The sequence below is a fragment of the Salmonella sp. 32120201201600049SM genome, from assembly GCF_017572835.1.
GTDB classification, from domain to species: Bacteria; Pseudomonadota; Gammaproteobacteria; order Enterobacterales; family Enterobacteriaceae; genus Salmonella; species Salmonella enterica.
This window is the reverse complement of the sequence record NZ_JAGESA010000010.1, coordinates 121,264-141,243: the sequence shown is the minus strand read 5'-3', so window position 1 is coordinate 141,243 and position 19,980 is coordinate 121,264. Positions and strand designations below refer to the sequence as shown.

The following is a 19,980-nucleotide window of genomic DNA, read 5'->3' as shown; positions in this document are numbered from 1 at the left end:
GGACTCTCCACAGGCTGGCTCAGGCGTTATCTGATAAAACCGCTATTTTGTCACAGCCGCGGCCAGAATGAACCTGTCTGGTGTAATATCACCGTTAATCCTCCGCTATATGGTTAAAAAAGGAACCAAAAAGGATGCTTTTTACGCTAAAGAAAGTGATTGGCGGTATGTTATTGCCGCTTCCGCTGATGTTGCTGATCATTGGCCTCGGCCTGGCGCTGCTCTGGTTTAGCCGCTTTCAGAAGACCGGAAAATTATTTATCAGCGTAGGTTGGCTGGCGCTATTGCTATTAAGCCTGCAACCCGTCTCTGACCATTTGCTGCGTCCGATAGAAAACCGCTACCCTACCTGGCAGGGTCCGCAAAAGGTGGAATATATTGTGGTTCTCGGCGGCGGCTATACCTGGAACCCGCAGTGGGCGCCGAGCTCTAATTTAATTAACAACAGCTTGCCGCGGCTGGCGGAAGGCATCCGGCTGTGGCGCGCGAATCCGGGAGCAAAGCTGATTTTTACCGGCGGCGTAGCAAAAACCAATACGGTAAGCACGGCGGAAGTCAGTGCGCGGGTGGCGCAGTCGCTGGGCGTACCGCGTAGCGATATTATTACGCTGGATAAGCCAAAAGATACGGAAGAAGAAGCCGCCGCCGTTAAGCAGGCCATCGGCGACGCCCCTTTCCTGTTGGTAACCTCCGCCTCGCATTTGCCGCGTGCGATGATTTTCTTTCAGCATGCCGGGCTGAATCCGCTTCCCGCACCGGCGAATCAGTTGGCGATCGATTCGCCGCTCAATCCCTGGGAGCGGGCAATTCCGTCCCCGGTCTGGCTGATGCACAGCGATCGCGCTGGGTATGAAACATTAGGGCGACTTTGGCAATGGCTGAAAGGCATATCAGGCAAGCCAGGGGAGTAATGATTTCGCCGCCAGATCAAAATTGGTACGGTTAAAACGTCCGGTATTGACCAATTGCGCAACCTCGTCCCACAGCACATAGAGCCAACGCCGCCAGATGAATGACTCCGCCACTGGCGCGCGTTGCAGATAATGCCAAAGCAATCCCTCCGCCAATGGATTATCCATCAGGCGAAACAGTTCGAATTCTCTCGGCGCCCACAGCATCAGCCCGGGGCCGACCATTGCCAGAAGCTGATCGCTACGGGCGTCTTTAAGCATACTGCGCAGGCAGAAGTTGCCATGCACCAGTACGCAGTTGTCGTTAAACCCTTCAAATAACGAAGGAAGACATTCTCTGGTACGAAACAGAATGCGTCTGTCCTGCATCGTCAGGCCGGTATTGCTGAACTGATTTAGCGTCGTCCACAGCACCTCCACCCGCTGACGATACCAGGAAGGCCAGATATTCTCCTGAGTATGGTCTACAGCGCCCACGCAACCGCGGCTATCCTGCCGATGCCAGGCTAACAATCCTTCGACAATCTGATCTTTTAGCTGTTCCCAGCGTTCCGGAGTGCGCGCCGGCGCCTCGACCGGCACACCGCGCAGTCGTTCCAGTAGCAGCACATCCGGACCAGGATGCTCTTCATGCGTCAATACGCCATAGATTACCGGCATCCTCACCGTACCGCTACGCGCCAGCATTGAGGTTTTCCATGCCAGTTGCTGCGCAACGCCGGGAGTGGTAAAACTTCGCGCCATCAGCGGCATCGGAATGCCCTGGCTGTCATATAATGACCACAATGCGGAATCCGCTTTCTCATTCACGCACTCTATACGGCTAAGTTTTTCACCCAACAAATGACTGAGTTCGGCCCGCAACTGTTCCATTCCAGATTACCCCCATTAGTGCTACTGCTTTAATAATGAGCGTCGTATGGACAGATGTCACCCGTATCAGATCAAGGGAAGAAAAGAAAAATGAGGAAAATCGTAACGGTACGAGAAAGCCGTCACTGATGAGCAGACGTGAGTATTCATCTTTGCGCTATCATACCGCGCTGTTCATGACCGTCTAAGACGATCATGAACAGGATCATGTTAACGCATTTCAGCGCGCACGCGCTCCAGGTCGTCGGCGGTGTCTACGCCCGTGCCGGGCACCGCTTTGGCGACAGCGACATGAATTTTTTCGCCGTACCACAGCACACGGAGTTGCTCCAGCATTTCAATATGTTCCAGCGGGCTGGGTTGCCAGCTCACGTAACGGCGGATAAATCCCGCGCGATAGCCATAAATGCCCAGGTGACGAAGGCAAGTATCCCCTACCGTTTCCAGACTTTTTGCAAAGCGATCGCGATCCCAGGGAATCGTCGCCCGGGAAAAGTAAAGCGCATAGCCTTCAGCATCCAGCACGACTTTTACCGCATTCGGGTTAAACGCTTCTTCGGCGCTGTGAATCGGCACCGCCAGCGTCGCCATGCCAACCTGGCGCTGTGCCAGATTTTCCGCGACCTGGCGAATAATAACCGCCGGGATCATCGGCTCATCGCCCTGAACGTTCACAATAACGGTATCGTCGCTGAATCCGCACTTCTCTACCACTTCCGCCAACCGTTCGGTGCCGGACTGGTGATCGGCGCGCGTCATGCACACTTCGCCGCCAGCCGCTTCTACCGCACGAGCCACGTCTTCATGATCGGTCGCGACAATAATGCGTTCCGCGCCAGATTCGCGCGCCCGCTCCAGGACATGAACAATCATGGGCTTACCATTAATATCCACTAATGGTTTGCCTGGCAGTCGGGTAGATGAAAAACGGGCCGGAATGATGACGACGAAACTCATGATTTACTCTCATCAGATGTCAGGGCGCGAGCTTCATTTTCCAGCAATACAGGAATGCCGTCGCGTAACGGGAAAGCGAGATTATCCAGTTTGCAAATTAATTCTTGCTGTTCCTGGTTATACCAGAGTTTGCCGTTACATACCGGGCAGGCGATGATTTCAAGCAGACGATGATCCATAGTTCCTCCAGATGGACCGGATTGTGAATCCTTCAATATTAACATAATCGGTTAGGGTGCAGGGTCTATTTCCCAGCCATGACGCATGGCGCTAAACAGGCCTGGCGGACATTGTCCCAGCGTCACGCGCGATGCCCGTTGCCAGGCAGCAAACGCGCTAATAGCCTGCCAGATTCCTTTTTGCAGACTAACGCCAGGACGAATATCGTCCTCCAGATACAGCGAGATAACCTCAAGCACCCCTGTTTTACGATGCATTTTGGCATCCATTCGCCCGACTAAACGGCCCTGGTATAATAGCGGCAGCACAAAATAACCGTACTGGCGCTTCGCCGCGGGCGTATAACATTCCAGCCGATAGTTAAACCCGAAGAGCTGCGCTGCCCGCTTGCGATCCCATACCACAGGATCGAAAGGCGACAGCACTGCGCTATGGGTCGCCTTTAAGGCGTTATTTAGCGCCGGTTCAAGCTGCGAAAGAAGATCGGCATGAAGCCACATCCGCCCCAACGTTTCCACCTCGACCGGAATAATCTGCTGCTGTTCCGCCCGGCTCTCCCGCCATCCCTTCAGGTCAGGACGTTTCAGGCGGTAGTAATCCGCCAGCCACTGTTCACGGAAAATCCCCAGACTGCGCGCGCTATTATCCAGCATCAGGCTTTCCGCCTGCGGCTGTGACAGTCCATCGCGTTCATCATCCCAGTATGGCATCACACGGGGCGTTAAATCATATACACGTTGAAAATTACGCCGCTCAACAACCATGACTTTTCCGGCGGTAAATAAACCCTCAAGGTGGCGTTTATGTGGTTTCCATTCCCACCAGCCGCTGACGCCTTTCTGCGCATGTTCAAAATCGGCAGAACGCACCGGACCGTGCTCCTGAATATGCCGCACTAGCTGTTCTATTTCTTCCGCGTGCTCATGCATCCATGCCGCGCGATATTTCCAGCCCATCTTTTCCGGCGACAGCATACGATGGCGGATAAGTTTAAAGTCGCGGCGTGGTAAGAAACAGGCCTCATGCGCCCAGTATTCCATTAACTCGCCGCGTCGCAGCGCCTCATCCAGCCAGGCCTGCGGGTACGAACCGAGACGGCTAAACAGCACCAGATAGGGGCTACGTGCGACAACATTGATGGTATCAATTTGCAGCAACGCCATGCGTGAGATGGCGGCAAGAACATCGCCAGGCAGCGCGTTACGGCGCGGCTTTTTCAATAGCCCCTGCGCAGCAAGGTGAAGACACCGGGCCTGGGAAAGAGAAAGGTACGGCAATGACATTCATGACTCCATAAATTCATCACTGCCGCTGCATTGGGGTACGCTAGCGAACCAGCGAGGTGATATGTTCAAGCAACTTATCAGGCTGCTCACCGGACAAACGCGCATCAACCGGTAAGAACCACCAGTTATCTTCGGCAAAAGCACGGCATTTCACCGCGTCTTTTTCCGTCATTACCAGGGTCTGCCCTTCACCGACCAACGCCTGAACGTCAGCAGGGGCGAGCGTTTGATGATCGGCCAGCGGGACGCACTTTTGCGGATGCGCGCCACAGGCTTCCAGCGTGGCGAAAAAGCGCGGCGGATGTCCGATGCCCGCCATCGCCACAATATTGCTCAGTTGCGCCACATCGCAACGCGCTCCCGTACGTAAGTTCACCGCCAGTCCAGGCGCTAGCTGCATGGGGATTTCGCCCGCCCGGGCGACGCCGCCATTGACGATAGCGGCGTCCACGGTTTTCAGGCGACTGGCGCGTTCGCGCATAGGGCCGGCAGGAAGCCACCAGCCGTTGCCAAAACGGCGCACCCCGTCAATCACCACAATTTCAATATCTCGCGCGAGCCGGTAATGCTGCAACCCATCGTCGGTGATAATAATCTGCACATTATGCGCCGCCAGAATCGCTTTCACCGCCGCGGCGCGTTCAGGCGCCACCGCGACAGGCGCGCCGGTCCGCTGATAAATCAATACCGGTTCATCTCCCGCTTCTGCGGTTGTCGTCTCAGGCGTCAGGAGCAGCGGATAAGCGGCAGCTTTCCCGCCGTAGCCGCGGGAAACGACCCCCACGCGCACGCCACGCTGTTGCAGCTTTTCCACCAGCCAAATGACTACGGGGGTTTTACCGTTACCGCCAGCCGTAAGATTCCCTACCACAACCACCGGTACCGGCGCTCGCCAGGCGCGTTTAAAACCAAGCTTATAGCTCAGACGAATCGCCCCGCTCACCAGGCCATACAGCCAGGAGAGCGGCAGCAGTAACCGCCATAGCGGGGATTCACCCGACCAGATACGCGCAATCATTGGCCAAATTGCATCTTATGTAGCTGGGCGTAAACGCCGTGTTGCGCCAGCAGCTCGCTATGAGTGCCGCGCTCAACGATAATACCGTCTTCGACTACAACGATCTCATCCGCCTGTTCGATGGTGGAGAGACGGTGCGCAATCACCAGAGAGGTACGGTTTTTCTGCAGCTCATCCAACGCTGCCTGAATCGCACGTTCAGATTCGGTATCCAGCGCGGACGTAGCTTCATCAAGGATCAGAATCGGGCTGTCGCGCAGTAAGGCGCGGGCGATCGCGATACGCTGGCGCTGACCGCCGGAAAGCAGTACGCCGTTTTCGCCGATGATGGTATCCAGGCCATTATCCATCTTATTGATAAAGTCCATGGCATAGGCCATGCGCGCCGCCTCTTCAATCTGCTCGCGGCTGTATTCTTCCGTCCGGGCATAAGCAATGTTATTGGCGACCGTGTCGTTAAACAGATGCACGTTTTGCGAAACCAGCGCCACCTGATTACGTAGAGAGGCCAGAGTGTATTCGCGTAGATCGTGACCATCCATCAGGATGTGCCCTTCATCAATATCGTAGAAACGGGTGATCAGACTGGCGATAGTTGATTTACCCGATCCGGAACGCCCCACCAGCGCCACGGTTTTCCCGGCAGGAATTTTCAAATTGATGTTACGCAATGCCGGCACTTCACGGCCCGGGTAAGTAAACGTCACATTGCGGAATTCGAGATCGCCGGTCGCGCGGTCAATGACACGTTTACCTTCATCTTTCTCCTGTTCGCTATCCAGAATCGCAAACAACGTTTGACAAGCCGCCATCCCACGCTGGAACTGCGCGTTAACGTTTGTCAGCGATTTTAATGGACGCATCAGCGCGATCATGGAGGAGAACACCACGGTGATGGTCCCTGCCGTCAGGCTATCCATTACGCTTGGGAAACTCGCAGCATAGAGGACAAACGCCAGCGCCAGCGAGGCAATGAGCTGAATGATAGGATCGGAAATTGACGAGGCAGAGACCATTTTCATGCCTTGCAGTCGCATCTTATTGCTGACTTTATCAAAGCGTTTAGTTTCGACTTCCTGACCGCCAAAAATCAGTACCTCTTTGTGTCCTTTCAGCATTTGTTCAGCGCTGGTAGTCACTTGTCCCATCGTGTTCTGCATATTTTTACTGATGCTGCGGAACCGCTTTGAGACAACGCGAATCGCAATCGACACAATCGGCGCTAAAACAACCAGGATGATCGACAACTGCCAGCTGTAATAGAACATCATGATAAACAATCCGATGATCGATGCCCCTTCACGCACCACGGTAATCAGCGCGCCAGATGAAGAAGAGGCAACCTGTTCTGAATCGTATGTAATACGCGACAGCAGCGTACCGGTAGACTGTTTATCAAAGAAGGCGACGGGCATTCCCATCATATGGCCAAACAGGCGACGGCGCATGGTCATTACCACCTTGCCTGACACCCAGGAAATACAGTAGCTGGAGATATAGCTAGTGATGCCTCGTAATATCATCAGCCCAATAACCACCAGCGGCATCCACAGCAACACTGAGCGATCCGTTTTACCGAAACCATCATCCAGTAATGGCTTGAGGAGCGATAGCATGAAGGTATCGCTGGCTGCGTTGAGAATTAACGCTATGCCCGCCACGATCAGACCTGCTTTAAAAGGCGCTATGGTTGGCCACAGTCGGCGGAAGGTCTGCCACGTAGAGAGATCTTTATCGTTATGCATTCAAAAAACCAGCATTTGTTGAAATAGCCGCATATTCTACCCGTTATCCTCGGACACGCCAAACCACTGATGATACCAGCGAGGTAAAATTTGATCCCGTAAGCCTTGTATGCGCCAGCCCTGCGGAGAAAACCGCAGCGAAATTTGCCCCTGGTGGGGTGTATCAAACCACTGATACGCCTGCTGTCGGTAGCGCTGTTTTACCTTGCGGGACGGCAGCCGCCATGCGTTATAGCGCGATGCGGACGCCAGCGCCGCTTCACCATGTACGCGCTGAATAAATGGTAGCGACGACGACGTATTACTACCATGATGCGGCACCTGGATAAACGTCGCCGCAAGATGTCGCCAGTAACGACTTAGCATTTTTTGTTCAGCGCCCGCTTCAATATCGCCCGTGAGCAGGATGCTATGTACGCCGTCATCCACTTTGACCACACAGGAGCGGTTATTTCCTCGATCGGCACTTTCGCGTAACGGCCAGTGCGCCTGAAACGTTAGCCCCTGCCATTGCCACTGCTCACCGCGAAAACAGGGCAAATGTCCCTGCCAGCCTAACGGGCTGCGAATCCACATTGACGGCCAGACCTGCTGTAGCGAACGCAGCCCGCCCCGATGATCCAGATGCTCATGACTCAAAATAACGCCCTCCGGCGTCAGATTATGCCAGCGCAACCAGGGAATAATAACCCGTTGCCCGCTGTCGCCCTCCGGCCATGCCCGACCGGTATCGTAGAGTATTACTTTATCGCCCCTGACGATCGCTATCGCCAGCCCCTGACCAACATCCAGCATATGCACCTGCCATCCACTGGCGTTTATCGGCCGCCAGAGTGGCCAGCTCATCAACAATAACCCGCATAAACAGACCGCCGGCCAGGTACGCCAGACGTTTAATCGCCACGCGATAAGCATTAGCCAGGGCAAAAACGTCAGCCACTGCCAACGGTTATCAATATTCACCCAGCCCTGCGGTAAAGCATTCAACAGGTAAAATAGCGCGGCTAACGCGCGATCGGTCAGGTACCATACCCACTCTTCAAGAAAAAACGGCCCGGTTAAATGCAGAATCATTCCCGCCAGGATGAGTGGAACCGTCACAAATGTGACCCAGGGTACGGCAAAAAGATTCGCCAGCATTGCGGTAACGCTTATGCCATGAAAAAGCGCCACCTGGAGAGGCAAAAGCAGAAGTGTAATGCCTGCCTGTAGGTGAAGCAGGTTAAGCAACCAACGTAAGCCCCGTGGAAAATTTCCGTTTGGCGCAGGAAACCACTGATACCAGAATAACAGGCCGGCAACCGCAAATGCTGACAGCCAAAGACTTTGTGATATAACCGCCACAGGATCGGCGAAAATAATCGCGGCCAGACAGCAGCACCAGACTTGCCAGCCGCTCCACTGTCGTCCGCTTAATTTTAATCCTCCCCAGACGCTCAGTGCCGCCACCGTGCGCAGCGCAGGCGGTTGTAAGCCGGTAAGCCAGGCATAACATATCGCGCAAAGAATGCCGCCCAGCAATGGCGTCTGCCAACGAATCCATCTGACCGGCAAAAAGAATTGTCCGCCACGGATTAATCCGGCAGCCAATAACGCAGCAAAAGCGATATGCAGGCCGGAAATCGCCATCAAATGGGCAGTCCCCGTATCGCGCATAACGGCCTTCACCTCCTGCGACACCGCTCCCCGCTCCCCCATTCCCAACGCCAGAATAACCTGCTGCCACGGATAAGGCGCAAGCGTAGCGCGAAGCGAAGCAAGATAGCGCCCACGCAAGCTACACTCAGGGTTAATCGCTTTAGCCTGTAGAAAACGCCCGGTCAACGGTTGGTGCTGCGCCAGCGCGTAACGTTGGCTATCAAAACCGCCTTCGTTAAGCTGCCCGTGTACCGCTCTGACCTTCAGCGTCATCGCCCACTGTTGCCCTGCACACACTTCCGTGGGTAAGTACTGGCCATGCAGGACAATCCCTACAGCAGGAAAGAGCGGCTTTCCGCGCAAATGGGTGATTCGCCCATAATGAGTGGTCATATGATCGGTGGCAGTAATGACGACTGTCGCCTCCTGCGTCGCGGCGGGCAGGACGTTTCCCGCCCAGATGGCCTGCCTAGCGGCAAATATCCCCCACATGAAAAAGAGCAAAGTTAATGCCGCGTAGCGCGCATAGTGATGGGGTATGAGGCAAAGCAAACATGCCAGACAAAACAGCACCGCGAGAATCCACGTGTCAGGTAATACTGGCAATATCATGAGCGGAAGTATGCCGCATACTACGCATACGCTGACCGTCGTTATCTTCATAGACACCTCCCTGTGCGGGAAAGTGTGCAGGTTCAGGACGCCATTGTCTGGAGGGGATTTTGTGCTATACGGCGCGGATTCCAGGTTTTTTACCTGATAAATGTAAGACGCAGCAAAAAATGCGAAACGTTTTCCAGTTTTCGGTCGAATAGCGTTTGCGCCTGACGGCGTATAAATGAAAAAAGCACCCTGACGGTGCTTTTTTCGGGTTCAAGTTTTGCGTTAAAACTTAACCGTAAATATTGGCGCGATCGCGCAGTTCTTTACCCGGTTTAAAGTGAGGAACGTATTTTCCTTCCAGTTCCACTTTATCGCCGGTCTTGGGGTTACGTCCGGTACGAGGCGCGCGGTAATGCAAAGAAAAACTGCCGAAACCGCGGATTTCAATACGCTCGCCCTGCGCAAGAGTCGAGGCCATATGCTCCAGCATCTCTTTTACCGCGTCTTCAACCGCCTTAGCGGGAATGTGAGATTGCTGGGTTGCAAGTCTTTCAATCAATTCTGACTTGGTCATAATTCCTCCGGTTCCTTAAAGGCAAATTGGCTGCAGCCGTGAGATTGATTAAGGGCGGCCGTAGCCGCCCTTAGTGCTTGATTACAGGCCGAAACCTGCAATCTGTCAAGTAATCTCGTTATACTTCGGACTAAAAGACCCGAAGTTTCAGAGGATTACTCGCCTTTAGCTGCTTTGAATGCTTCAGCCATTGCGTTGTTAGAGAAGTTTGCATCTTCCTGTTTGTTAACAGTTGCGATGGCATCTTTCTCGTCAGCTTCGTCTTTCGCACGAACAGACAGGCTGATTGCGCGGTTTTTACGATCAACGCCGGTGAATTTAGCTTCAACGTCGTCGCCAACGCTCAGAACCAGAGTCGCATCTTCAACGCGGTCACGGGATGCTTCAGAAGCACGCAGGTAACCTTCAACGCCGTCAGCCAGTTCTACGGTTGCGCCTTTCGCGTCAACTGCAGTGACTTTACCGGTTACGATAGCGCCTTTCTTGTTCAGAGCAACCCAGTTGTTGAACGGATCTTCTGCGAGCTGTTTAACGCCCAGGGAGATACGTTCACGTTCTGCGTCAACCTGCAGAACAACTGCAGCGATTTCGTCGCCTTTTTTGTATTCACGGACTGCTTCTTCGCCTGCAACGTTCCAGGAGATGTCAGACAGGTGAACCAGGCCGTCGATGCCGCCGTCCAGGCCGATAAAGATACCGAAGTCAGTGATAGACTTGATTTTACCTTCAACGCGGTCGCCCTTGTTGTGGGTTTCTGCGAACTGCTGCCACGGGTTAGATTTGCACTGCTTCAACCCTAAGGAGATACGACGACGTTCTTCGTCGATATCCAGAACCATCACTTCCACTACGTCGCCAACGTTAACCACTTTGGACGGGTGGATGTTTTTGTTGGTCCAGTCCATTTCGGAAACGTGAACCAGGCCTTCAACGCCTTCTTCGATTTCAACGAAGCAGCCGTAGTCGGTCAGGTTGGTCACGCGACCGGTCAGTTTGGTACCTTCCGGATAACGTTTAGCGATAGCAACCCACGGATCTTCGCCCAGCTGTTTCAGGCCCAGGGATACACGGGTACGCTCGCGGTCGAATTTCAGCACTTTCACGTTGATTTCGTCGCCAACGTTCACGATTTCGCTCGGATGCTTAACGCGTTTCCATGCCATATCAGTGATGTGCAGCAGGCCATCAACGCCGCCCAGATCAACGAATGCACCGTAGTCAGTGAGGTTCTTAACGATACCTTTAACTTCCATGCCTTCCTGCAGGTTTTCCAGCAGCTGATCGCGTTCTGCGCTGTTTTCGGATTCGATAACGGCACGACGAGAAACCACAACGTTGTTACGTTTCTGGTCCAGCTTGATTACTTTGAATTCAAGCTCTTTGCCTTCCAGGTGCAGAGTGTCACGCACCGGACGAACGTCTACCAGAGAACCTGGCAGGAACGCGCGAATACCGTTCAGCTCAACAGTGAAGCCACCCTTAACTTTGCCGTTGATAACACCGGTAACAGTTTCAGCATCTTCGTAAGCTTTTTCCAGCGTGATCCATGCTTCGTGACGTTTAGCTTTCTCACGAGAGAGCAGAGTTTCACCGAAGCCGTCTTCTACTGCATCCAGAGCAACGTCAACTTCGTCACCAACCTGGATTTCCAGTTCGCCCTGGGCGTTTTTGAACTGCTCAGCCGGAATGGCAGACTCAGATTTCAGACCGGCGTCAACCAGTACTACGTCTTTGTCGATAGCAACAACAACACCACGAACGATGGAACCCGGGCGGGTTTCGATTTCTTTTAAGGATTCTTCAAAGAGTTGAGCAAAAGATTCAGTCATGTTTAATCTTCAGGTTTCATATTTAACGTCCACCTGGCTCCGTGCCGGATGGGGTTGTTTAACATACCCGCTGTCAATCCTTTGCAACGGGGGTACTACAAATTCGGTCGCATTTAAGCGAGAGCCAATTTTTGGCGCGCATATTGTAACGCTTTTTCAATCACTTGCTCAATGCTTAATCGGGTAGAATCCAAAACTAATGCATCAGCAGCAGGAACTAACGGCGCTACAGCGCGATTACGATCGCGATCGTCGCGTTCCTTGATCTCGGCCAAAAGGCGTTCAAAGTTAACACTAAAGCCATTCTCCTGCAACTGTAGCATACGTCGATGCGCACGTTCCTCCGAGGAGGCGTCAAGGAAAATTTTTACCGGCGCATCCGGGAAGACCACGGTCCCCATATCGCGTCCATCGGCGATTAAACCAGGCGCTTCGCGGAATGCGCGTTGGCGGCGAAGAAGCGCTTCACGCACACGTGGGAATGCCGCCACCTGGGATGCCGCGTTCGCGACTTCCTGCGTACGAATTTCGCCGCTAACGTCCTCGCCTTCCAGGATAACTTCCAGGTTGCCGTCCGTTGAGACGAAACGCACGTCCAGATGGGACGCCAGCGGCACCAGCGCATCTTCAGAGGCGAGATCGACATGGTGGTGCAATGCCGCCAGCGCCAGTACGCGGTATATCGCGCCGGAATCCAGCAGATGCCATTGCAATGCTTCCGCCATTGCTTTGCACAAGGTGCCTTTACCTGCACCGCTTGGGCCATCAATGGTTATTACCGGGGCAATTGCCGTCATCTTTATCTCCTTAAACAGGCGTACCGTTAACGTAAACGCCGCGCATTATACGCGCCAACGCTCGCGACCGTTAACGTTGCGTGCAAAAACCAGTTTTGTCTGTAATCAGATGCGGAATAATTGCGCAATTATAGCGGGCTGGCGAGAAACCAGCCCGAAAGATGACAATGATTTACTTTTTATCTTCGGCAATTCTGTCGCGCATATGCTGCGCGCGATCGGCTGAGGCCGGGTGGGAGTCCATCAATGATTTTGCATGACCTGCGTCCATTGTGGCGAATTTATCGAATGCCGTGACTAAGCCCTGGGTGTTAATCCCACGTTTTTTCAGCAGATCGTAAGAGAAGTCATCCGCATCCGACTCCTGACTGCGAGAAAACGCCGAATTGATGACGCCTTCCGCCAGATCGCCCAATTGAGACTGGGAAAGCTGCGCTGCGACGCCGCTGGTGGCGGAAATCGCATCGCGAGCCGCCAGCGTGGCATAGGCGGTCTGCATTGCCTTGCGGGAGTGCCCTAAAGAGACATGGCCCAGTTCATGGCCCAGTACGCCTTCAATTTCATTATCGGTCATCAGATCCATCAGGCCAGAGTATACGCGAACGCAACCGTTCGCCATCGCCCATGCGTTGATATCGCTGGTCATATAGACTTTATAGCTAACCGGCGTACCGTCAATGTTGTTACCCAGCGCTTTGGCGATTTTGCTCAGACGTTTGGTGTATTTGCTTTTCGAACCTGCCAGTTGATTCTCGCTGTCCATTTGTTTACAGGCATTATTAGATAATGCCTTAACATCCGCATCGGACAGTGTGGCGGCTTTGTAGGCTGACATGCCGGAGCTGGCGATTAAATTGCCATTCACGCCATTTTTACATCCTGCCAGTAGCGTAGCGGAAATCGCCACCGCCAGTAGTAATGATTTATTTTTCATACTAATCTTCCGTTGATAACTATTATAAAAAACACATAAATCAATGTGTTAAATCATCAACAAATTAGCATTAGTCATAATTGTAAAAATAGTGCGAATGCGGACTCGGCGCGCCAGCCCGTCGACTGGCGCAACAGAAAAATTAGGCAGGCGTGCTCATCCGCGCCAATTGTTCGAAATAATCAGGGAACGTTTTTGCAGTACATTTAGGGTCCAGGATCGTGACTGGCGTATCGGACAGTGCGACCAGTGAGAAGCACATCGCCATACGGTGGTCGTTGTACGTGCCAATATCCGCGTGTTGGAGCTTCGCCGGCGGCGTGATACGAATATAGTCGTGCCCTTCTTCGACTTCAGCGCCCACTTTACGTAGCTCGGTCGCCATCGCGAACAGGCGATCGGTTTCTTTCACTCGCCAGTTATAAATATTGCGCAACGTCGTGGTTCCTTTCGCAAACAGCGCCGTGGTGGCAATCGTCATCGCCGCATCCGGAATATGGTTCATATCCATATCTATGGCGTGCAATTCGCCGCGCGTGCAGGCAATAAAATCATCGCCCCAGGTAATAGTCGCGCCCATTTTCTCCAGCACATCGGCAAAACGAATATCGCCCTGCATACTTTTGCGGCCAATCCCGGTCACTTTTACCGTGCCGCCTTTTATCGCCCCGGCGGCGAGAAAATAGGACGCTGACGAGGCATCGCCCTCGACCAGATAGCGACCCGGAGAGTGATACTGTTGACCGCCCTTCACGACAAATTGTTGGTAGTGATGGTTCGTTATCTCCACGCCAAAGGTTTTCATTAAATTTAGCGTGATATCGATGTAAGGTTTTGATACCAGTTCGCCTTTAACGCGAATAATTGTGTCTTCAGGCGCCAGCGGCGCCGTCATCAGCAGAGCGGTCAGGAACTGGCTGGAAACGCTACCATCAACCTCAATGTCGCCGCCGGTAAAACCGCCGCGCAGACGCAGGGGCGGATAATTTTCCTGCTCCAGGTAATCAATATTCGCCCCGCCCTGACGCAGCGAATCAACCAGATGGCCTATCGGACGCTCTTTCATACGCGGTTCGCCGGTTAACACTATCTCATTTTGCCCCAGACATAGCGCTGCCGCTAACGGACGCATCGCGGTTCCGGCATTACCGAGAAACAGTTCCAGAGCGCCTGACGCGCGTAATGGGCCGCCATTACCCGTAATGTCACAGCGGGTGCGATCGGCAGAAAGGGTGTAATTGATCCCCAACGCGCTCAGGGCATTGAGCATATGGCGGACGTCATCGCTATCCAGCAGATTCGTCAGAACGGTTTTACCACAAGCTAAAGCCGCCAGGAGCAAAGCACGGTTTGAAACACTTTTGGAGCCAGGTAAATTAATGGCGCCGTCGACCCGCGCGATGGGTTGTAACGTCAGGGATTCCATGAAACTCAACTCTCAAAAAACAGAAATAAAAACCCCACAGACTGGCCGTGGGGATGAAAAAAGAAACGTATTAGCCGTGGCGACGCTCAAAATCGATCATGAAATCGGTCAGCGCTTTCACCCCTTCAATTGGCATGGCGTTATAGATAGAGGCGCGCATACCGCCAACAACACGGTGCCCTTTTAAGGCGTGCAGACCGGCGGCGAAAGACTCTTCCAGAAAGACCTTGTCCAGCGCATTGTCCGCTAACTGGAACGGAACGTTCATCCGTGAACGGTTGGCCTGTGCGACATCGTTACGGTAGAAATCGCTGTTATCAATCACACCGTACAGCAACTCCGCTTTTTGCTGATTGATTTTGTGCATCGCCGCCACGCCGCCCTGCGCTTTCAACCATTTGAACACCAGACCGGAAAGATACCAGGCGAAAGTCGGCGGTGTATTAAACATCGAGTCGTTATCATTCAGGACGGTGTAGTCGAGGATGGACGGGCAGCTCTCATGCGCCTTGCCTAACAGATCCTCCCGGACGATAACCAGCGTCAGTCCTGCCGGACCGATGTTCTTCTGCGCGCCAGCATAAATTACGCCATAGCGAGAGACATCCAGCGGCGCAGACAGAATGGTAGAAGAAAAATCCGCCGTGACGACCACTTCCGGGCCAAAATCAGGCGTTTCATCGATGGCGATGCCGTCAATGGTCTCATTCGGGCAATAGTGTAAATAAGCGGCGTTATCGGAAAGCTGCCACTCGCGCATCGGTTTTACGGCACGTTTGCCGTCAACGGTGATTTTGGCGTCGATAATCTGCGGCGCACAGTATTTTTTGGCTTCTTTGATGGCGCTCGCCGCCCAGTAACCGGCATCGACATAATCCGCCGTGGTTTTATCGCCCAGCAGATTGAGCGGCACGCCAGCAAACTGCCCGCGACCGCCGCCGTGACAAAATAAGACTTTATAGTTGGAGGGGATATTAAGGAGATCGCGAAAATCCTGCTCCGCCTCTTCAGCGACCTGGATAAACTCTTTGCCTCGATGGCTAATTTCCATTACCGACGTACCAAGGCCGTGCCAGTCACGCAGTTCCTGTTGCGCCAGTTTAAGTACTTCCGCCGGTAGCATCGCCGGACCTGAACTAAAATTAAAGACCTGAGCCATTTCCCCTCACCACGCTGCATTGTTTCCTGCCTGACAGACATCAGGCAAACGTTATTCATGTGAATATCGGTTTTATCATTCAGTGACACGCGCCGCAATGGGTAAAACAATGCGAGGAGAAAATGCGGCATGCGTCACACAACAGAATCTTCCGGATTAACCGTATAAATCCGATATTTTCGCTGTTAAACAACGCGTTTAGCCCGGCTTGCCTTCGTCCATTCTGGATTTGCGCAGCGCGGACATAATTGCTTTTCCCCGACATTCATGCGTATCACTTCACTGCAACGTACGCAGGCATAGTCGCCAGCCTCCGGCGCCACGATAAAGCGTGGCGTACAGTGCTCAGGAAGAATGCTTAACCCCGGCTTAACGTCTTTATTTTCAAAGAAATAGACGCTGATTTGTCCGTTTGTCTCCAGGATGGCCAGTCTGACCTGCCCCAGTTGCTCAACGCCATTCAAGCGAAGCTCCATAAAAAACTCAAACTCCGTCATGTTCGAGCGCTGCAGTTTTTCCCACGCCAGTTCGCCGTCTTCAACAATGACCACCGACTTGCCTTCCAGCAGATCTTCCAACTTTTCACTATGCGCCATCAGCCACATGACCAGGCGATAGAGCAGCGCCAGGGTGATGAATACCACCAGAACAGGGAGCATCGGAACGTCATCATAAAACGCGACGTCGCCTGCCGCCGACCCCAATGTCAAAATGATCAGCACTTCAAAAAGCGACATTTGCCGTACGCCGCGTCGTCCTGTCACCTTTAAGAAAAGAAACACCAGAACAAAGGTGTAAAAGCTACGTAGCGCCACTTCCCCCAAAAACGCTACCGGCACGTTATCCAGCGCCATTCGTTGCAAATCAAATGCTTTCATTTTTTATGCTCTTCCTGTGAATTCCAGTGTAAAAGCATAGCCAATACTTTTATTTCCGCCGATGTCCCGGCGAGATAGCGCCCGTCACATAAAACCCGTATCATTGCGCGCTTTCCGTACGACAAAAGTGATTTTCATGACGCAAACATTTATTCCCGGCAAAGACGCCGCGCTGGAAGATTCCATCGCCCGCTTCCAGCAAAAGTTACTCGACCTCGGCTTTCACATCGAAGAGGCCTCCTGGCTGAACCCGGTGCCAAACGTCTGGTCAGTGCATATTCGCGATAAAGAGTGCGCGTTATGCTTTACCAACGGAAAAGGCGCGACCAAAAAAGCGGCGCTGGCCTCGGCGCTGGGCGAATACTTCGAGCGTCTGTCAACCAACTACTTTTTTGCTGATTTCTGGCTGGGTGAAACCATCGCCAACAGCCCGTTCGTGCATTATCCGAATGAAAAGTGGTTCCCGCTGACTGAAAATGACGACGTACCGGAAGGCTTGCTTGATGCCCGTCTGCGCGCGTTTTACGATCCGGAAAATGAACTCACCGGAAGCCAGTTAATTGATCTTCAGTCCGGCAATGAAGAACGCGGCGTCTGCGGCCTGCCATTTACCCGTCAGTCCGATAACCAGACCGTGTATATTCCGATGAATATTATCGGCAACCTGTACGTCTCTAACGGAATGTCCGCCGGCAATACGCGTAATGAAGCCCGCGTTCAGGGACTGTCGGAAGTCTTCGAGCGTTATGTGAAAAATCGCATCATTGCGGAAAGTATCAGTCTGCCGGAGATTCCCGCAGAGGTGATGGCGCGTTATCCGGCGGTAATGGAGTCAATCGCCACGCTGGAAGCCGAGGGTTTCCCGATTTTCGCCTATGACGGCTCGCTGGGCGGTAAGTATCCGGTTATCTGCGTCGTGCTGTTCAACCCGGCTAACGGTACCTGCTTTGCTTCTTTTGGCGCCCATCCTGACTTTGGCGTTGCGCTGGAACGTACAGTGACCGAGCTACTCCAGGGACGCGGTCTGAAAGATCTTGATGTCTTCACGCCGCCAACGTTCGATGATGAAGAAGTCGCGGAGCACACTAATCTGGAGACCCACTTCATCGACTCCAGCGGCCTGATTTCCTGGGATCTGTTCAAACAGGACGCCGATTACCCGTTCACGGACTGGAGTTTCTCCGGCACTACCGAAGAAGAATTCGCCACGCTGATGGCCATCTTCGCTGCTGAAGATAAAGAAGTTTACATTGCCGATTACGAGCATCTCGGCGTATACGCCTGTCGTATTATCGTACCGGGAATGTCTGATATTTATCCTGCCGAAGATCTGTGGCTGGCCAACAACAATATGGGTAGCCATCTTCGTGAGATTCTGCTTTCGCTGCCCGGTAGCGCCTGGAATAAAGAAGACTATCTCAATCTGATTGAACAATTGGATGAAGAAGGTTTTGACGATTTCACCCGCGTGCGTGAGCTGTTGGGTCTGGCGACCGGAGCGGACAATGGTTGGTATACACTGCGCGTCGGCGAATTAAAAGCAATGCTAGCGTTAGCGGGCGGCGATTTGGAGCAGGCGCTAATCTGGACAGAATGGACGATGGAGTTCAATTCGTCGGTCTTTAGTCCGGTACGCGCAAACTATTACCGTTGCCTGCAAACGCTGCTGCTCCTGTCGCAAGAAGATGCGCGTCAGCCGCTGCAATATCTCAATGCTTTTATAAAAATGTATGGCGCAGAGGCTGTAGAAGCCGCCAGCGCCGCGCTTAGCGGTGAAGCGGCTTTTTATGGACTACCGGCTGTCGACCACGATCTACAAGCGTTCCCGGCGCATCAGTCCTTGTTAAAAGCGTATGATAAATTACAGCGCGCGAAAGCGGCATACTGGTCAAAATAAGTCCATATGAGTGACTTAGGGTAGGTTTACCCTCTCGGCTGCGTTATATTACGGGGCGCCTTTGCGGCCCCGTTTTATTTATTTTCACTAAACGGCGAAAAATGTAATAACAAGGTTAAATATTGGTTGTTGATATTAAATTAATTGACATAGTGATGTTACTTTATTTGTTGATTACTCCATATTAATTAACCGTGCAGCAGGAGGAGTCAGGAAAAAATTCAACTCTATTTATAATTTTTAAAATTTATTTTTATTAGGATAATCAAAAAGTTACACCGTAATTGCATAAAAGCCATGCGACTTACGGGCCTATAAGCCAGGCGAGATATGATCTATATCAAATTCTCATCTATAATGCTTTGTTAGTATCTCGTCGCCGACTTAATAAAGAGAGAGTTAGTGTGAAAGCTGACAACCCTTTTGACCTTTTACTCCCTGCAGCAATGGCCAAAGTGGCTGAAGAAGCAGGCGTCTATAAAGCAACGAAACATCCGCTTAAGACTTTCTATCTGGCGATTACCGCCGGCGTATTCATTTCAATTGCCTTTGTTTTTTATATTACTGCGACAACCGGTACTGGCGCGATGCCTTATGGCATGGCGAAACTTATCGGGGGTATCTGTTTCTCTTTGGGACTGATTCTCTGTGTTATTTGCGGCGCTGATCTTTTCACCTCTACTGTTCTGATCGTTGTAGCTAAAGCTAGCGGTCGCATCACCTGGGGGCAACTGGCTAAAAACTGGTTAAACGTCTATTTTGGTAACCTGATTGGCGCTCTGCTTTTCGTGTTACTGATGTGGCTTTCCGGCGAGTATATGACTGCCAACGGTCAATGGGGACTTAACGTCCTGCAAACCGCCGACCACAAAATGCACCACACTTTTATTGAAGCTGTCTGCCTCGGTATTCTGGCGAACCTGATGGTTTGTCTGGCCGTGTGGATGAGCTACTCAGGTCGTAGCCTGATGGACAAAGCGTTCATCATGGTACTGCCCGTCGCCATGTTTGTCGCCAGCGGTTTTGAGCACAGTATCGCAAACATGTTTATGATTCCTATGGGTATTGTAATACGCGATTTTGCTACACCGGAGTTTTGGGCCGCGGTTGGTTCGTCTCCGGAAAGTTTTTCTCACCTGACCGTGATGAGCTTCATCACTGATAACCTGATTCCGGTCACGATCGGTAATATTATCGGCGGCGGTTTGTTGGTCGGGTTGACATACTGGGTCATTTACCTGCGTGGTAACGAGCATCATTAATCTGTTGATGCCC

General features: G+C 52.6%; 17 protein-coding genes. 3 read left to right on the top strand and 14 right to left on the bottom strand.

Going from position 1 to position 19,980, the window contains the following annotated elements:
- Nucleotides 1-134: 134 nt before the first annotated feature.
- On the top strand, nucleotides 135-911 hold the full coding sequence (elyC, locus tag J4650_RS18240; RefSeq protein WP_124234998.1) for an envelope biogenesis factor ElyC: 777 nt from the start codon (nucleotides 135-137) through the stop codon (nucleotides 909-911).
- On the opposite strand, the gene J4650_RS18235 is transcribed toward elyC, so the two are convergent.
- The 14 genes from J4650_RS18235 to J4650_RS18170 form a co-directional block, all read right to left on the bottom strand.
- Nucleotides 891-1,784: a YcbJ family phosphotransferase gene (locus J4650_RS18235; RefSeq protein ID WP_000436889.1), complete on the bottom strand. Its 894-nt coding sequence runs from the start codon at nucleotides 1,782-1,784 to the stop codon at nucleotides 891-893. The two genes, elyC and J4650_RS18235, sit on opposite strands and share 21 nt — an antisense overlap.
- A 210-nt stretch (nucleotides 1,785-1,994) precedes the next feature.
- On the bottom strand, nucleotides 1,995-2,741 hold the full coding sequence (kdsB, locus tag J4650_RS18230; protein ID WP_000011576.1) for a 3-deoxy-manno-octulosonate cytidylyltransferase: 747 nt from the start codon (nucleotides 2,739-2,741) through the stop codon (nucleotides 1,995-1,997).
- The gene (ycaR, locus tag J4650_RS18225) at nucleotides 2,738-2,920 is read right to left on the bottom strand and encodes a protein YcaR (protein ID WP_000350061.1); all 183 of its coding nucleotides are present in this window, start codon (nucleotides 2,918-2,920) and stop codon (nucleotides 2,738-2,740) included. The genes kdsB and ycaR overlap by 4 nt, the downstream gene beginning before the upstream one ends.
- Nucleotides 2,921-2,971: 51 nt before the next feature.
- Nucleotides 2,972-4,204 (bottom strand): winged helix-turn-helix domain-containing protein, encoded by a 1,233-nt coding sequence (locus tag J4650_RS18220; RefSeq protein WP_023993634.1) that lies wholly within the window; start codon nucleotides 4,202-4,204, stop codon nucleotides 2,972-2,974.
- Between the two features lie 43 nt (nucleotides 4,205-4,247).
- On the bottom strand, nucleotides 4,248-5,225 hold the full coding sequence (lpxK, locus tag J4650_RS18215; RefSeq protein ID WP_000561679.1) for a tetraacyldisaccharide 4'-kinase: 978 nt from the start codon (nucleotides 5,223-5,225) through the stop codon (nucleotides 4,248-4,250).
- On the bottom strand, nucleotides 5,222-6,970 hold the full coding sequence (gene msbA / locus J4650_RS18210) for a lipid A ABC transporter ATP-binding protein/permease MsbA (RefSeq protein WP_000551246.1): 1,749 nt from the start codon (nucleotides 6,968-6,970) through the stop codon (nucleotides 5,222-5,224). Before msbA ends, lpxK begins: the two co-directional genes overlap by 4 nt.
- 36 nt (nucleotides 6,971-7,006) lie before the next feature.
- The gene (locus J4650_RS18205) at nucleotides 7,007-9,271 is read right to left on the bottom strand and encodes a ComEC family protein (RefSeq protein WP_023993633.1); all 2,265 of its coding nucleotides are present in this window, start codon (nucleotides 9,269-9,271) and stop codon (nucleotides 7,007-7,009) included.
- A gap of 229 nt (nucleotides 9,272-9,500) precedes the next feature.
- A complete protein-coding gene (gene ihfB / locus J4650_RS18200) occupies nucleotides 9,501-9,785 on the bottom strand; it encodes an integration host factor subunit beta (RefSeq protein ID WP_000167332.1) in 285 nt (94 codons plus the stop codon).
- Between the two features lie 155 nt (nucleotides 9,786-9,940).
- Complete coding sequence (gene rpsA / locus J4650_RS18195; protein WP_000140324.1) at nucleotides 9,941-11,614, bottom strand: 30S ribosomal protein S1; 1,674 nt, start codon at nucleotides 11,612-11,614, stop codon at nucleotides 9,941-9,943.
- A gap of 113 nt (nucleotides 11,615-11,727) precedes the next feature.
- A complete protein-coding gene (gene cmk, locus J4650_RS18190) occupies nucleotides 11,728-12,411 on the bottom strand; it encodes a (d)CMP kinase (RefSeq protein WP_000125007.1) in 684 nt (227 codons plus the stop codon).
- Between the two features lie 172 nt (nucleotides 12,412-12,583).
- A complete protein-coding gene (locus tag J4650_RS18185; RefSeq protein WP_000792301.1) occupies nucleotides 12,584-13,345 on the bottom strand; it encodes a M48 family metallopeptidase in 762 nt (253 codons plus the stop codon).
- 142 nt (nucleotides 13,346-13,487) lie between these two features.
- A complete protein-coding gene (gene aroA / locus J4650_RS18180) occupies nucleotides 13,488-14,771 on the bottom strand; it encodes a 3-phosphoshikimate 1-carboxyvinyltransferase (protein WP_001727827.1) in 1,284 nt (427 codons plus the stop codon).
- 70 nt (nucleotides 14,772-14,841) lie between these two features.
- Nucleotides 14,842-15,930, bottom strand: a complete 1,089-nt coding sequence (gene serC / locus J4650_RS18175) for a 3-phosphoserine/phosphohydroxythreonine transaminase (RefSeq protein ID WP_000079590.1) — start codon at nucleotides 15,928-15,930, stop codon at nucleotides 14,842-14,844.
- Between the two features lie 185 nt (nucleotides 15,931-16,115).
- Complete coding sequence (locus J4650_RS18170) at nucleotides 16,116-16,808, bottom strand: DUF421 domain-containing protein (RefSeq protein WP_000642868.1); 693 nt, start codon at nucleotides 16,806-16,808, stop codon at nucleotides 16,116-16,118.
- 136 nt (nucleotides 16,809-16,944) lie between these two features.
- Between J4650_RS18170 and ycaO the strand changes: the two genes are divergently transcribed.
- Both ycaO and focA read left to right on the top strand, forming a co-directional pair.
- Nucleotides 16,945-18,705 (top strand): 30S ribosomal protein S12 methylthiotransferase accessory factor YcaO, encoded by a 1,761-nt coding sequence (ycaO, locus tag J4650_RS18165; RefSeq protein ID WP_023993632.1) that lies wholly within the window; start codon nucleotides 16,945-16,947, stop codon nucleotides 18,703-18,705.
- A 404-nt stretch (nucleotides 18,706-19,109) separates the two neighbouring features.
- A complete protein-coding gene (gene focA, locus J4650_RS18160; protein ID WP_023993631.1) occupies nucleotides 19,110-19,967 on the top strand; it encodes a formate transporter FocA in 858 nt (285 codons plus the stop codon).
- Nucleotides 19,968-19,980: the final 13 nt, after the last annotated feature.